Raw genomic sequence first — 13,441 nt, forward strand, 5'->3', positions numbered from 1 at the left:
AGTGGCAAGAAGGTCGCTTTCCCTTCCCTTTTTTACACTCACTCGCAATGACTTCAATAAGGATCGGACCATGACTTTCCGCCATTGCGTGGCTGTCGATTTAGGTGCCTCCAGCGGCCGGGTAATGCTGGCAAGCTACCACCGCGGGGCGCGGACGCTTGTGCTTCGCGAAATCCACCGTTTCATTAACTGCCTGCAAAAGCAGGACGGATTTGACTGCTGGGATATCGACGCTCTGGAAGCGGAGATCCGCACTGGGCTGAATAAGGTATGTGAAGAGGGCATTCGCATCGACAGCATCGGGATTGACACCTGGGGCGTGGATTACGTGCTGCTGGACAGCAACGGCCAGCGCGTGGGCCTGCCGGTCTCCTACCGCGACAGCCGCACAGATGGCGTGATGACGCATGCCCTGGAGCAGCTCGGCAAAGCGGAGATCTATGGCCGCAGCGGCATTCAGTTCCTGCCCTTTAACACGCTCTATCAGCTGCGTGCCCTGGTGGAACAGCAGCCGGAGCTGGTAGCGAAGGTCGCCCATGCCCTGCTGATCCCGGATTATTTCAGCTACCGCCTCACCGGCCAGATGAACTGGGAATATACCAACGCTACCACCACCCAGCTGGTGAACATCAATTCCGATAACTGGGACGAGAACCTGCTCAGCTGGACCGGCGCACCCCGGGACTGGTTTGGCACCCCCACCCATCCGGGCAATGTGATCGGTCACTGGATCTGCCCGCAGGAGAATGCCATCCCGGTGGTAGCCGTCGCCAGCCACGACACCGCCAGCGCGGTGATTGCCGCGCCGCTGGCATCAAAGGATGCGGCGTATCTCTCCTCCGGCACCTGGTCGCTGATGGGCTTTGAGAGCAAAACCCCCTACACCAGCGATAGCGCCCTGGCGGCCAACATCACCAACGAGGGCGGCGCGGAAGGCCGCTACCGGGTGCTGAAAAACATCATGGGTCTGTGGCTGCTGCAGCGTGTGCTGAAAGAGCAACACATCAGCGACCTGGCGGCCCTGATTAGCGAGACGGAAACCCTGCCCGCGTGCCGTTTCCTGATCAATCCCAATGACGACCGCTTTATTAATCCGGCCAACATGAGCGCCGAGATCCAGGCCGCCTGCCGCGAAACCGCGCAGCCGGTGCCCGAGAGCGCCGCCGGACTGGCACGCTGCATCTTCGACAGCCTCGCCCTGCTGTATGCCGAGGTGCTGCACGAGCTGGCGACCCTGCGCGGTAAGCCGTTCAGTCAGCTGCACATTGTGGGCGGCGGCTGCCAGAACCAGCTGCTCAACCAGCTGTGCGCCGACGCCTGCGGCATTCCTGTGTTAGCCGGGCCGGTGGAGGCCTCCACCCTCGGCAACATCGGCATCCAGCTGATGACCCTCGACGAATTGACCAACGTCGACCAGTTCCGTCAGGTGGTGACCGGCAACTACGGCCTCACCACCTTTACCCCGAATCCCGATCATGAGATTGCCCACTACCGGGCGCAGTTTCAGCAACAACGACCGACTAAGGAGCTTTGCGCATGACCACTCAACTTGAACAAGCCTGGGAACTGGCTAAACAGCGTTTCGCCGCCGTGGGCGTGGATGTCGAGGAGGCTCTGCGTCAGCTCGACCGTCTGCCCGTCTCTATGCACTGCTGGCAGGGCGACGACGTTGCCGGTTTTGAGAACCCCGGCGGCGCGCTGACCGGCGGGATTCAGGCCACCGGTAACTATCCGGGCAAAGCGCGTAACGCGACGGAACTGCGTGCCGATCTGGAGCTGGCCCTGAGCCTGATCCCGGGCCCGAAACGCCTGAACCTGCACGCCATCTATCTGGAGTCCGACGCGCCCGTCGAACGCAACGCCATCAAACCGGAACACTTTAAGAACTGGGTCGAGTGGGCGAAAACCAACAAGCTGGGGCTGGATTTTAACCCCTCCTGCTTCTCGCACCCCCTGAGCGCCGACGGGTTCACCCTCGCCCACGCCGATGACGAGATTCGCCAGTTCTGGATCGATCATGTGAAGGCCAGCCGCCGCGTGTCGGCATACTTTGGCGAGCAGCTGGGCACCCCGTCGGTGATGAACATCTGGATCCCGGACGGGATGAAAGACATCACCGTTGACCGCCTTGCCCCGCGTCAGCGCCTGCTGGCGGCACTGGATGAGGTAATCAGTGAGAAACTGAACCCGGCCCACCACATCGACGCCGTGGAGAGCAAGCTGTTCGGCATTGGCGCCGAAAGCTATACCGTGGGCTCTAACGAGTTCTATATGGGTTACGCCACCAGCCGCCAGACCGCGCTGTGCCTGGATGCAGGCCATTTCCATCCGACCGAAGTGATTTCCGACAAGATCTCCGCCGCGATGCTGTATGTGCCGCGCCTGCTGCTGCACGTCAGCCGTCCGGTGCGCTGGGACAGCGACCACGTGGTGCTGCTGGACGACGAAACCCAGGCCATCGCCAGCGAAATCATCCGCCACGATCTGTTTGACCGCGTGCACATCGGGCTCGACTTCTTCGACGCCTCCATCAACCGCATCGCGGCATGGGTTATTGGCACCCGCAACATGAAAAAAGCCCTGCTGCGCGCTCTGCTGGAGCCCACCAATGAGCTTCGCGCCCTGGAAGCCGCAGGGGATTACACCGCGCGCCTGGCCCTGCTGGAGGAGCAAAAATCGCTGCCGTGGCAGGCGGTATGGGAGATGTACTGCCAGCGTAACGATGTCCCGGCGGGCAGCCAGTGGCTGGATAACGTCCGGGCGTATGAGCAGGACGTATTGAGTCAGCGCGGGTAACTGCCCCCTCACCCCTGCCCTCTCCCCAAAGGGGAGAGGGAGCAAACCATCCCCTCGCCCCTTTGGGGAGAGGGTTAGGGTGAGGGGAAACCCCGCCCCGATTTAACAGGAAATGAAAGACTATGCACACCATCACTCAATCCTGGTTTGTCCAGGGCATGATTAAAGCCACCTCCGACGCCTGGCTGAAAGGCTGGGACGAGCGCAACGGCGGCAACCTGACGCTGCGCCTCGATGAAGCGGATATCGCCCCGTTTGAAGCGGATTTTCACGCCAAACCGCGCTATATCGCCCTGAGCCAGCCGATGCCGCTGCTCGCCAACACGCCGTTTATCGTTACCGGTTCCGGCAAATTCTTCCGTAACGTGCAGCTCGATCCCACCGCGAATTTAGGGGTGGTAAAAGTGGACAGCGACGGCGCGGGCTACCACATTCTTTGGGGGCTGACTGACGAAGCGGTACCCACCTCTGAACTGCCGGCCCACTTCCTCTCCCACTGCGAGCGCATCAAAGCCACCAGCGGGAAAGATCGCGTGATCATGCACTGCCACGCCACCAACCTGATCGCCCTGACGTTTGTGCTGGAGAACAACTCAGACGTCATCACCCGCCAGCTGTGGGAAGGCAGCACCGAGTGTCTGGTGGTGTTCCCGGATGGGGTGGGCATTCTGCCGTGGATGGTGCCGGGTACCGACGAAATCGGCGAAGCCACAGCGGCCGAGATGCAAAAGCGTTCCCTGGTGTTGTGGCCGTTCCACGGCGTGTTCGGCAGCGGCCCGACGCTGGATGAGACCTTTGGTCTTATCGACACCGCCGAGAAATCTGCCGAAGTGCTGGTGAAAGTCTATTCGATGGGCGGCATGAAGCAGACCATCACCCGGGAAGAACTGATTGCGCTGGGCAAACGCTTTGGCGTTAACCCTGTGCAGTCAGCGTTAGATCTGTACAAATAAGAACATCGCGCCCCGCGCATGACGGGGCGAACCTACACCTGCAAACCCTACAAACTCAATTAAGTGGAGTAAAAGCAATGAAAATAAAGACAAGCTTGATCCTCACCGTTGCCGCCCTGGCGTTGTCCGGTTCTGCTTTCGCGGAAGTGAAAATCGCCCTGGTGGCGAAATCCTTAGGTAATGGCTTCTTTGAAGCGGCAAACGTGGGTGCCCAGGAGGCAGCCAAAGAGTTGGGTGATGTCAAAGTGATCTACACCGGCCCGACCACCACCACCGCGGAAGCGCAGATCGAAGTACTGAACGGGCTGATCGCCCAGGGCGTGGATGCGATCGCCATCTCCGCAAACGATCCTGATGCCGTGGTGCCGGTGCTGAAAAAAGCGATGCAGCGCGGGATCAAAGTGGTCTCCTGGGATTCCGGCGTGGCGAAAGCCGGGCGCCAGATCCATCTCAACCCGTCAAACAATGCGCTGATTGGCGAGACCAACGTCAAGCTGGCCGCCGAAGCGCTGAAAGCACTGAACGTGGAGAAAGGCGACGTGGCGGTACTGAGCGCCACGCCAACTTCCACCAACCAGAATACCTGGATTGCCGAGATGAAAAAGGTGCTGCCGCAGTACCCGTCCGTCAATCTGGTGACCGTGGCCTATGGCGACGATCTGTCTGACAAGAGCTACCGCGAAGCGGTGGGCCTGCTGAAAACCTGGCCGGATCTGAAAGTGATCGTCTCCCCGTCGTCGGTGGGTATCGTGGCGGCGGCACAGGCGGTGAAAGATCAGGGCAAAATCGGCAAGGTGTACGTTACCGGTTTAGGGTTGCCGTCTGAGATGGCCGGCGCGGTGAAATCCGGTGCCAGCAAAAGCTTCGCCATCTGGAACCCCATCGACCTCGGGTATGCCGCGACGTATTTAGCGGACGATCTGGTGAAGGGTACGGCGACGAAACAGGAAGCCAGCATGGGCAAACTGGGCAAAGTGAAGCTGGATGCCGACGGCACCGGCGCCATGGCTGAGCCGTTTGTTTACGATGCCAGCAATATTGATAAGTTCTCGAAGATCTTCTGATGCGTTTTGTAGGCCGGATAAGCGTAGCGCCATCCGGCAAAACGGCGGGTGGCGCTACGCTTACCCGCCCTACAAAATCCCCTATGGTGGAGAACTATCATGACCCCATTGCTTCAGCTCAACGGCATCACTAAAGTTTTCCCTGGCGTGCGCGCCCTTGAGAACGTGCAGCTTGAGCTCTGGCCCGGCAAAGTCACCGCACTGATCGGTGAAAACGGCGCGGGCAAATCGACGCTGGTCAAAGTCATGACCGGCATTTACCAGCCCGACGCGGGCGAAATCCTCTATAAAGCGATCCCCATTCAGCTGCCGACCCCTGACTCGGCGCATAAAGTGGGCATTACCGCCATCCACCAGGAGACCGTGCTGTTCGATGAGCTGTCGGTCACCGAAAACATTTTTGTCGGCCAGTACCTCTGTAAAGGCATTTTCAAAAAGCTCGACTGGCCAGAGATGCACCGACGGGCGCAGGCGATCCTCACCCGTCTGGAGGTGCAGATTGATCCGCGCGCGACGCTGAAAACCCTGAGCATCGCCCAGCGGCATATGGTGGCGATCGCCCGGGCGCTGTCGTTTGACGCTCAGGTGGTGATCCTCGATGAGCCCACCGCCGCCCTGTCCCAGCACGAAATCCTCGAGTTCTACCAGATCGTCGAGCGCTTAAAGCAGGAGGGGAAAGCCATCCTGTTTATCTCCCACAAGTTCGACGAGATTTTTGAACTGGCGGATCACTACACCATCCTGCGCGACGGCGTGTTTGTCGGTGCCGGGGCCATCAACGACATCACCGAGGAGCGGATGGTGGCAATGATGGTAGGCCGCGCGATAACCCAGACCTTCCCGAAAGTAGCATGCGAGAAGGGCGACACCGTGCTGGAGGTGAAAGATCTCTGCCACCCCACCGAGTTTGCCCATATCTCCTTTACCCTGCGCAAAGGCGAAATCCTCGGCTTCTACGGGCTGGTGGGCGCCGGGCGTACCGAGCTGATGCAGGCGCTCTCGGGCGTTTCTCGCCCCTCCTCCGGCAGTATTGTGCTGAACGGTAAAGCACAGCATTTCCGCCAGCCAGCGGACGCCATCAAGGCCGGGATCGTCTGCGTGCCGGAAGAGCGCCAGAAGCAGGGGGCGATTATTGAGCTGTCGATTGCGCAGAACATCAGCCTGCCGCAGCTTGGCAAACTCAACGCCAGCGGCGTGCTGAATGACGAGCGCGAGTGGCAGCTGGCCGACGACTACGCCAGACGCCTGCAGGTGAAAGCCTTTAGCTGGAAACAGGCGGTGGAGACCCTCTCCGGCGGCAACCAGCAGAAAGTGGTGATCGGCAAATGGCTGGCGACCCATCCGGACGTCATCATCCTGGATGAACCGACCAAAGGGATCGATATCGGCTCCAAGGCGGCGGTGCACCAGTTTATGTCCGAGCTGGTGGGCCAGGGGCTGGCGGTGATCATGGTCTCCTCCGAACTGCCGGAAGTGATGGGCATGGCCGACAGAATTATCGTCATGCATGAAGGATTAATGGTGGCGGAGTATCAGGCGGGGGGCGCGACGGCGGAAACCATCGTCAGCGCCGCCAGCGGTGCCAGACAGGAGGCCGCATAATGGTGCAACAACTGCTTAAACACCGCGAAGCATTGCTGGCGGCGGTGATCGTGCTGATGGTGATCGCCATCGGCACCCGCGTCCCGTCGTTTATCGCCCCGGGCAACCTGGTGGAGATGTTTAACGACACCTCGATTCTGGTAATCCTCGCCCTCGGGCAGATGATGGTGCTGCTGACCAAAGGCATCGACCTGTCGATGGCGGCGAACCTGGCCCTGACCGGGATGATTGTCGCCCTGATCAACTTTAACTATCCCGAGGTGCCGGTCTGGGTGCTGCTGATTCTGGCTACCGTGCTGGGCCTTGTGATGGGCGTTATCAACGGCCTGCTGGTGTGGAAGATGGGTATCCCGGCGATTGTGGTCACGCTCGGCACCATGAGCATCTACCGCGGGATCATCTTTTTGCTCTCCGGCGGCGGCTGGGTCAACTCTAACCAGATGGGAGCGGATTTCCTCGGCCTGCCGCGTGCGTCGGTGCTGGGCTTGCCAGTGCTGAGCTGGTGCGCCATTGCCGCCCTGCTGCTGGTGGGCTACTTCCTGCGCTACAGCCGCACCGGACGCGCCCTCTACACCGCGGGCGGTAACGCCACGGCGGCGTACTACACCGGGATCAACGCCGGCAAAATGCAGTTCGTCAGCTTCTGCCTCTCCGGGGCGCTGGCCGGGTTCTGCGGCTATCTGTGGATCTCGCGCTTCGCGGTGGCCTATGTCGACGTGGCGAACGGCTTTGAGCTTCAGGTGGTGGCGGCCTGCGTGATTGGCGGCATCAGCACCATGGGCGGTACGGGCCGGGTGTTAGGTTGCCTGTGCGGCGCGCTGTTCCTCGGGGTCATCAACAATGCCCTGCCGGTCATCGGCGTGTCGCCGTTCTGGCAGATGGCGATTTCCGGGACGGTGATCGTGATTGCGGTGCTGCTCAATGAACGCGGCAACAAACGCAAAGGGCGGCTGATCCTGCGCGATGCGGCGCTGGCACGTCAGAAACAGGCGGTGAGATCATGAGTAAAATTATGACGTCTGAAGAGATCAAACATGCGCCCGCTGCGCCGGGCATTTTCCGGCGCCTGCTGTGCTGGGAAGGCTTTCTGCTGGCGGTGACCCTGGCCGTGTTCGTGGTCAACGCGCTGGCCTCCCCTTACTTCCTTGATATCTGGAACCTGTCGGACGCCACGTTCAACTTCACCGAGAAAGCGATCATCGTCCTGCCCATGGCGATGCTGATTATCGCCCGTGAAATTGACCTGTCGGTGGCCTCCACTATCGCACTCAGCTCCACGGTGATGGGCTTTTGCGCCGCCGCCGGGCTGGACACGCCCTTGCTGGTCTGCGTGGGGTTAGGCGTGGGCCTGCTGTGCGGGCTGTTCAACGGCCTGCTGGTGACCCGCTTTAACCTGTCGTCGATTGTTATCACCATCGGCACCATGAGCCTCTATCGCGGCATCACCTACATCCTGCTGGGCGACCAGGCGTTGAATGCATACCCGGAGAGCTTCGCCTGGTTTGGTCAGGGGTATGTCTGGGGAGCGCTCTCCTTTGAGTTCGCGCTGTTTATCGTGCTGGCGGGGGTGTTTGCCTGCGTGCTGCACAAAACCAACTTCGGGCGTCGCACCTACGCCATCGGCAATAACCCGACCGGGGCATGGTACTCCGGCATCAACGTCAAGCGTCATAACCTGATCCTCTTTGCCCTGGTAGGGCTGATGGCCGGGCTGGCCTCGGTGCTGCTCACCTCGCGTCTGGGCAGTACCCGCCCGACCATTGCGATGGGCTGGGAGCTGGCGGTGGTGACCATGGCGGTGCTCGGCGGGGTAAACATTCTGGGCGGTTCCGGCAGCATGGTGGGCGTGATCATCGCCGCCTTCCTGATGGGGCTGGTGACCTTCGGCCTGAGCCTGCTCAACGTGCCGGGCATCGTGATGTCGGTGATCATCGGCGCGATGCTGATTGTGGTGATCTCCCTGCCGATTATCACCCGCCGGATTATGCAGCGAAGACGGATCTAACTGCCGGGTGGCACTGCGTTTACCCGGCCTACGAAGCCGTAGGCCCGCGCAAGCGCAGCGCCGCCGGGCATAAAAATCACCGTAATTAAGGAGAATTATCATGAGCTTTATGTTGGCGCTGCCGAAAATCAGCCTGCACGGCGCAGGCGCAATTGGCGATATGGTTAAGCTGGTGGCGAACAAACAGTGGGGTACCGCGCTGATTGTTACCGACGGTCAGCTGGTGAAAATGGGCCTGCTCGACAGCCTGTTTACCGCCCTCGACGCACAGCAGATGCCCTATCACCTGTTCGACGCGGTGTTCCCGAACCCGACGGAAGAACTGGTCCAGCAGGGCTTTGCCGCTTTCCAGGATGCGCAGTGCGATTACATCATCGCCTTCGGCGGCGGCAGCCCGATTGACACCGCCAAAGCGATTAAAATTCTCACCGCCAATCCCGGTCCGTCTACCGCTTACTCCGGCGTCGGCAAAGTGCTCAACCCCGGCGTGCCGCTGGTGGCGATCAACACCACCGCTGGTACGGCGGCAGAGATGACCAGCAACGCGGTGATCATCGACTCTGCCCGTCAGGTCAAAGAGGTCATCATCGACCCGAACATCATCCCGGATATCGCCGTGGATGACGCCAGCGTGATGCTCGATATTCCGGCCGCCGTGACGGCAGCCACCGGCATGGATGCCCTGACCCACGCCATCGAAGCCTGGGTCTCCGTCGGTGCCCACCCGCTCACCGATGCCAACGCGCTGGAGGCGATTCGCCTGATCGCCCGCTGGCTGCCGGAGGCGGTCAACAATGGCCACAATCTCGTGGCGCGCGAGCAGATGGCGTACGGGCAGTATCTGGCGGGCATGGCCTTTAACAGCGCCGGGCTGGGGCTGGTGCACGCCCTGGCCCACCAGCCGGGGGCCACGCACAACCTGCCGCACGGCGTCTGCAACGCCATCCTGCTGCCGATCATCGAAAACTTTAACCGCCCGAACGCCGTGGAACGCTTTGCCCGCGTGGCCCAGGCGATGGGCGTGGATACCCGCGACATGAGCGACGAAACCGCCAGCATGGAGGCGATCAACGCCATTCGCGCCCTGAGCACCCGCGTCGGGATCCCGTCCGGCTTCAGCAAGCTGGGCGTGACCAAAGCCGACATCGAAGGCTGGCTCGACAAAGCCCTCGCCGACCCATGCGCTCCCTGCAACCCGCGCAGCGCCAGCCGCGACGAGGTGCGCGAACTCTATCTGGAGGCATTATGATCCGCAAAGCCTTTGTGATGCAGGTTAACCCTGACGCACACGAGGAGTATGAACGTCGCCACAACCCCATCTGGCCCGAGCTGGAAGCGGTGCTGAAAGACCACGGGGCGCACCACTACGCCATCTGGCTCGATAAAGAGCGTAACCTGCTGTTTGCCACGGTAGAGATTGAGTCCGAGGAGCGCTGGAACGCGGTGGCGAATACCGACGTCTGCCAGCGCTGGTGGAAATATATGGGAGAAGTCATGCCCTCTAATCCGGATAACAGCCCGGTGAGTAGCGGGCTGAAAGAGGTGTTTTACCTGGCCTGATGCGTTAACGCTGCCGCGCTCGCGGCAGCGATCTCCCGCTTGCTGCTCAACGTAAACGCCGACACCAGCGTAATCGCCAGCACAAAACAGCCCAGCATCAGATAGGTATCCTGGAAGCCGATCCGGTCATACATATTTCCGGCAAAGGCGGAGAGGAAAATCGCCGCCAGCTGCTTGGAAAAGTTGAAACCAATCAGGTAGATGGTCGCTGACAGCCGGGTATCGAACACCCCGGTGATGTACTTAAATGCGCCCACCAGCAGGAAAGGAACTTCCAGGGCGTGCAGCATCTTCAGGGCCACCACTTCGACGGCGGTGGTAGCAAATGACGACCCGATTATGCGCGTCGCCATAATCAGCCCGGCAATCAGCAGCGTATTCTTCGCACCGATGCGGTTAATGATCCACGGCGAGCAGAACATGATGATGGCGTTACAGATTTCACCCGCGGTGGTGGCAAAACCAAACGCCCGCGTGCCCGCCTCTGGCGTAGCGAAGAAGGTTTTAAAGAAGGTGGCGAACTGCTGATCGAAGACGTCATACACGCAGGCCACGCCAATCACGTACAAAATGAACATCCACATTTTGCGCTGGCGGAACAGGTTAATCACGGTTCTGACGGTGATCTGCGGCTGGTTAGCGCCCAGGGCGTTCATCACCTGCGCGGTCTGGTTGGGCTTCGGTTTTGCCACCACTAACAGCAGCATCAGCACCAGCGCCGCGGCGGAGCCCATCCAGAACACATACGAGGGATCGATGCCGAACAGGATGCCCCCTGTCGAGGCGCACAGCCCCCAGCCCAGACAGCCGAACATGCGCGCTTTGCCATATTCAAAAAAACTGTTGCGGCTCACGCGCTCGATGTAGGCCTCAATGGCCCCCGATCCCGCCGAGAAGACAAAGCCGATATACAACCCGCCGCTCAGCGCCCCAAGCCAGATGTTGGTTTTCAGCAGCGGAGCGAAGACGTAAAGGAAGAACGGCGCGAACAGAAACAGCAGCACCGCGATGATCCACAGCAGGTGTTTTTTCAGCCCCAGCTTGTCGGACACCACCCCCAGCACCGGCTGGAAGGAGATGGCGGAGAGCGAGATGCAGGAGAAGACAATCCCGGTATGGGTTTTATTCAGGCCGATGATATCCGACAGCCAGATCGGCAGGAACGGAAAGCAGGTGGCCATAATGAAGAAGTAGAGAAAGAAGAACGATCCGAAGATCCAGAAGTTCGGATTGTCTTTGTGGGTACAGGCAGTCGTGTTCATTATTTTTATCCTCAACTCAGGGCCGGTTGCCCGGCCCGTTGCCCTTATACGCGTTCAACACCAATCAGAATGGCGGTTTCCGGATCCAGAACCGGCAGCGCCAGCCCCGCCTGCATCAGCCATTCACCGCTCACCGTTTGCGGTGCTTCCATCCAGGCCGGCAGCTTGCGCATGGTGTGGCCCCCTTCACCGGTCAGGCGGATATTGGGGTGATCCAGCAGCGTAATGCGGTACCGGGCGTTGGCCGCCAGGCCCGGCATGCGCAGCGGCATCATCAGGGTGTAATCCGGCATCGCCATCTGGCTGACAATAAACAGCCCCTGCCCCCGATCTGCGCTCACAATCCCCTGCGCCAGGGTGGTGCTGTCAGGCATGTCCACGCGCCACTGGGTGCCGTGGTGGATCACCTCCCGCCACTGCTTATGCAGGGCAGCGTAGTGCCGGTAACCCTCGTGCTCCTGCTCGTCCACGGTTAACGGATCCAGCTCCAGCCCCATATGCCCGAACAGCGCCGTCAGGCCGCGGAAGGCGATGCTGTGCTGGCGGAAGGTGGCGTGGCATTTATGATGACCGATATGCGCGCCCATCACCTCCGGCGGGAAGAAATAGCTCATACCACGCTGGATGGTATTCCGTTCCAGGGCGTCGTTATTATCAGACGCCCAGAAGCGATGGCAGCGGGTCAGCACTTCATAGTCGATGCGTCCTCCACCAGAGGAGCAGGATTCAAACTCCACGTGCGGGAAGCGCTCGCCCAGAGTATCCAGCAGACGATAGAACTGCCGGGTCTGGGCGTCGGCGGCGGCTTTGCCGTTATGCCCTGGCTGCACCAGCTCGCGGTTCATGTCCCACTTCACATAGTCAACCTTATGCTCACCCAGCAGCCAGCTCATCCGCTCCAGAAGGTAGTTGAAGGCGGCAGGAATGTTAAGGTTCAGCACCCACTGATGGCGGCCGGTGGCCTGTTCGTACCCCGGTAAGGCCAGCACCCAGTCAGGGTGGGCGCGGTACAGATCCGAGTTCGGGTTAATCATCTCCGGCTCGACCCAGATACCAAACTCCATCCCGAGCTCTTTCACGTGGTTAATCACCGGCGTTAAGCCGTTGGGGTATTTTTGCTCGTCGAGATACCAGTCGCCCAGCGCGGCGTGGTCGTCGTTGCGCCCCTTAAACCAGCCATCATCGATGATAAAGCGCTCAACGCCCAGCGAAGCCGCCTCGGTGGCCATCCGCATGATGTACTCAGGATTGTGGTTAAAGTAGATCCCCTCCCAGGTATTGAGATGCACCGGGCGCGGTTTGTTTTCCGGGAAGCGAATAATGTTGCTGCGCAGATAGCGGTGGAACTGCTGGCTCATGCCGTTCAGCCCTTGCGCGGAGTAGCTGGCGTAGAGGCGTGGCGTCCAGAGGGTTTCGCCCTCACTGATTGCCATTTCACCCGGCAAATAGAGCGCTTCAGCCTGCAGATAGCGACGGCCATCGGTTTTAGCCTCGGCGCGCAGGCGATGGTTGCCGCTCCAGCCCAGATGCACGCCCCAGACGTCGCCGTGCATTTCGCCAAAGCCCGGCGTGCCGCTAATCAGCGCCGGGAAATGTTCATGAGAGCTGCGGCCGCGGCGGTTTTCGATCACAAAGCTGTCGTGCTCCAGCAGCAAGCGATGCGGCTGGAACTCACGGATCCAGCGGCCATGAAAGGCCATCACTTCCCGGGCACGTTCCGCCAGCGGGAGGGTGACGGCCAGGCGCTCAACCTGCCACGGCTGGCTTTTGAGATTGGTCAGGCCGTGGCGGACGGCGAGCACGCCGCTGTCATCAAGGGCTATCTCGCTGGTCAGGCGCAGACCGGCGTTGTGATCTTCGGCGGTGAGGGTCAGGGTTTGCCCCTCCTGCGATACCGCAAGGGTACGGAACTTCGGCGAGCCATCCAGCCCCTGGCGGTGGCCTTCAATGCCCGGGGCGCCAAACAGGCCGTGAGCAAGTTCCGCCATCAGCGTCACCGGCGTGTCAACGTCCAGTCTGCCGTTAGCAACCGGGCGGGAAAGGGTAGCCGCATCCTGCGGCGAAAAGTGGCGAAGGTGCGGTCCCCAGTAAAGAATTTCGGCGAACGGGTGGGTTTTGATCACCACATCCACCGTTTCGCTCGCGAGTCGTAAAACAGCCTCTTGCATCGGACATCTCCTGTCATCGGGATATCCTGAG

The 13,441-nt window shown here is 60.5% G+C and carries 11 protein-coding genes; 9 read left to right on the forward strand and 2 right to left on the reverse strand.

Going from position 1 to position 13,441, the window contains the following annotated elements; genetic code table 11:
• Positions 1-70: 70 nt before the first annotated feature.
• From rhaB to rhaM, 9 genes are all read left to right on the forward strand, one after another.
• Complete coding sequence (gene rhaB, locus NB069_RS21665; RefSeq protein ID WP_250586613.1) at positions 71-1,540, forward strand: rhamnulokinase; 1,470 nt, start codon at positions 71-73, stop codon at positions 1,538-1,540.
• The gene (gene rhaA / locus NB069_RS21670; RefSeq protein WP_250586614.1) at positions 1,537-2,796 is read left to right on the forward strand and encodes an L-rhamnose isomerase; all 1,260 of its coding nucleotides are present in this window, start codon (positions 1,537-1,539) and stop codon (positions 2,794-2,796) included. The genes rhaB and rhaA overlap by 4 nt, the downstream gene beginning before the upstream one ends.
• Before the next feature lie 122 nt (positions 2,797-2,918).
• Positions 2,919-3,749, forward strand: a complete 831-nt coding sequence (gene rhaD / locus NB069_RS21675) for a rhamnulose-1-phosphate aldolase (protein ID WP_250586615.1) — start codon at positions 2,919-2,921, stop codon at positions 3,747-3,749.
• 77 nt (positions 3,750-3,826) lie between these two features.
• Positions 3,827-4,813, forward strand: coding sequence for a rhamnose ABC transporter substrate-binding protein (gene rhaS, locus NB069_RS21680; protein WP_250586616.1), 987 nt, complete (start codon positions 3,827-3,829; stop codon positions 4,811-4,813).
• 99 nt (positions 4,814-4,912) lie between these two features.
• Complete coding sequence (locus NB069_RS21685) at positions 4,913-6,415, forward strand: sugar ABC transporter ATP-binding protein (RefSeq protein ID WP_250586617.1); 1,503 nt, start codon at positions 4,913-4,915, stop codon at positions 6,413-6,415.
• Positions 6,415-7,419 carry an ABC transporter permease gene (locus NB069_RS21690; RefSeq protein ID WP_250586618.1) on the forward strand — a complete coding sequence of 335 codons (1,005 nt, stop codon included), beginning with the start codon at positions 6,415-6,417 and terminating at the stop codon, positions 7,417-7,419. The genes NB069_RS21685 and NB069_RS21690 overlap by 1 nt, the downstream gene beginning before the upstream one ends.
• On the forward strand, positions 7,416-8,420 hold the full coding sequence (locus tag NB069_RS21695) for an ABC transporter permease (protein WP_250586619.1): 1,005 nt from the start codon (positions 7,416-7,418) through the stop codon (positions 8,418-8,420). The genes NB069_RS21690 and NB069_RS21695 overlap by 4 nt, the downstream gene beginning before the upstream one ends.
• Positions 8,421-8,520: 100 nt before the next feature.
• On the forward strand, positions 8,521-9,669 hold the full coding sequence (fucO, locus tag NB069_RS21700) for a lactaldehyde reductase (protein WP_250586620.1): 1,149 nt from the start codon (positions 8,521-8,523) through the stop codon (positions 9,667-9,669).
• Positions 9,666-9,980 carry an L-rhamnose mutarotase gene (gene rhaM, locus NB069_RS21705; RefSeq protein ID WP_250586621.1) on the forward strand — a complete coding sequence of 105 codons (315 nt, stop codon included), beginning with the start codon at positions 9,666-9,668 and terminating at the stop codon, positions 9,978-9,980. The genes fucO and rhaM overlap by 4 nt, the downstream gene beginning before the upstream one ends.
• On the opposite strand, the gene NB069_RS21710 is transcribed toward rhaM, so the two are convergent.
• Both NB069_RS21710 and NB069_RS21715 read right to left on the reverse strand, forming a co-directional pair.
• Positions 9,968-11,242 (reverse strand): MFS transporter, encoded by a 1,275-nt coding sequence (locus tag NB069_RS21710; RefSeq protein ID WP_250586622.1) that lies wholly within the window; start codon positions 11,240-11,242, stop codon positions 9,968-9,970. The two genes, rhaM and NB069_RS21710, sit on opposite strands and share 13 nt — an antisense overlap.
• Positions 11,243-11,286: 44 nt before the next feature.
• Positions 11,287-13,410, reverse strand: coding sequence for an alpha-galactosidase (locus NB069_RS21715; protein ID WP_250586623.1), 2,124 nt, complete (start codon positions 13,408-13,410; stop codon positions 11,287-11,289).
• Positions 13,411-13,441 lie beyond the last annotated feature (31 nt).

The sequence above is a fragment of the Leclercia adecarboxylata genome (assembly GCF_023639785.1).
GTDB lineage: Bacteria > Pseudomonadota > Gammaproteobacteria > Enterobacterales > Enterobacteriaceae > Enterobacter > Enterobacter adecarboxylatus_D.

Coding starts and splice junctions, on each gene's coding strand:
- rhaB (WP_250586613.1), top strand. CDS start 71: ATGACTTTCCGCCATTGCGTGGCTGTCGATTTAGGTGCCTCCAGCGGC.
- rhaA (WP_250586614.1), top strand. CDS start 1,537: ATGACCACTCAACTTGAACAAGCCTGGGAACTGGCTAAACAGCGTTTC.
- rhaD (WP_250586615.1), top strand. CDS start 2,919: ATGCACACCATCACTCAATCCTGGTTTGTCCAGGGCATGATTAAAGCC.
- rhaS (WP_250586616.1), top strand. CDS start 3,827: ATGAAAATAAAGACAAGCTTGATCCTCACCGTTGCCGCCCTGGCGTTG.
- NB069_RS21685 (WP_250586617.1), top strand. CDS start 4,913: ATGACCCCATTGCTTCAGCTCAACGGCATCACTAAAGTTTTCCCTGGC.
- NB069_RS21690 (WP_250586618.1), top strand. CDS start 6,415: ATGGTGCAACAACTGCTTAAACACCGCGAAGCATTGCTGGCGGCGGTG.
- NB069_RS21695 (WP_250586619.1), top strand. CDS start 7,416: ATGAGTAAAATTATGACGTCTGAAGAGATCAAACATGCGCCCGCTGCG.
- fucO (WP_250586620.1), top strand. CDS start 8,521: ATGAGCTTTATGTTGGCGCTGCCGAAAATCAGCCTGCACGGCGCAGGC.
- rhaM (WP_250586621.1), top strand. CDS start 9,666: ATGATCCGCAAAGCCTTTGTGATGCAGGTTAACCCTGACGCACACGAG.
- NB069_RS21710 (WP_250586622.1), bottom strand. CDS start 11,242: ATGAACACGACTGCCTGTACCCACAAAGACAATCCGAACTTCTGGATC.
- NB069_RS21715 (WP_250586623.1), bottom strand. CDS start 13,410: ATGCAAGAGGCTGTTTTACGACTCGCGAGCGAAACGGTGGATGTGGTG.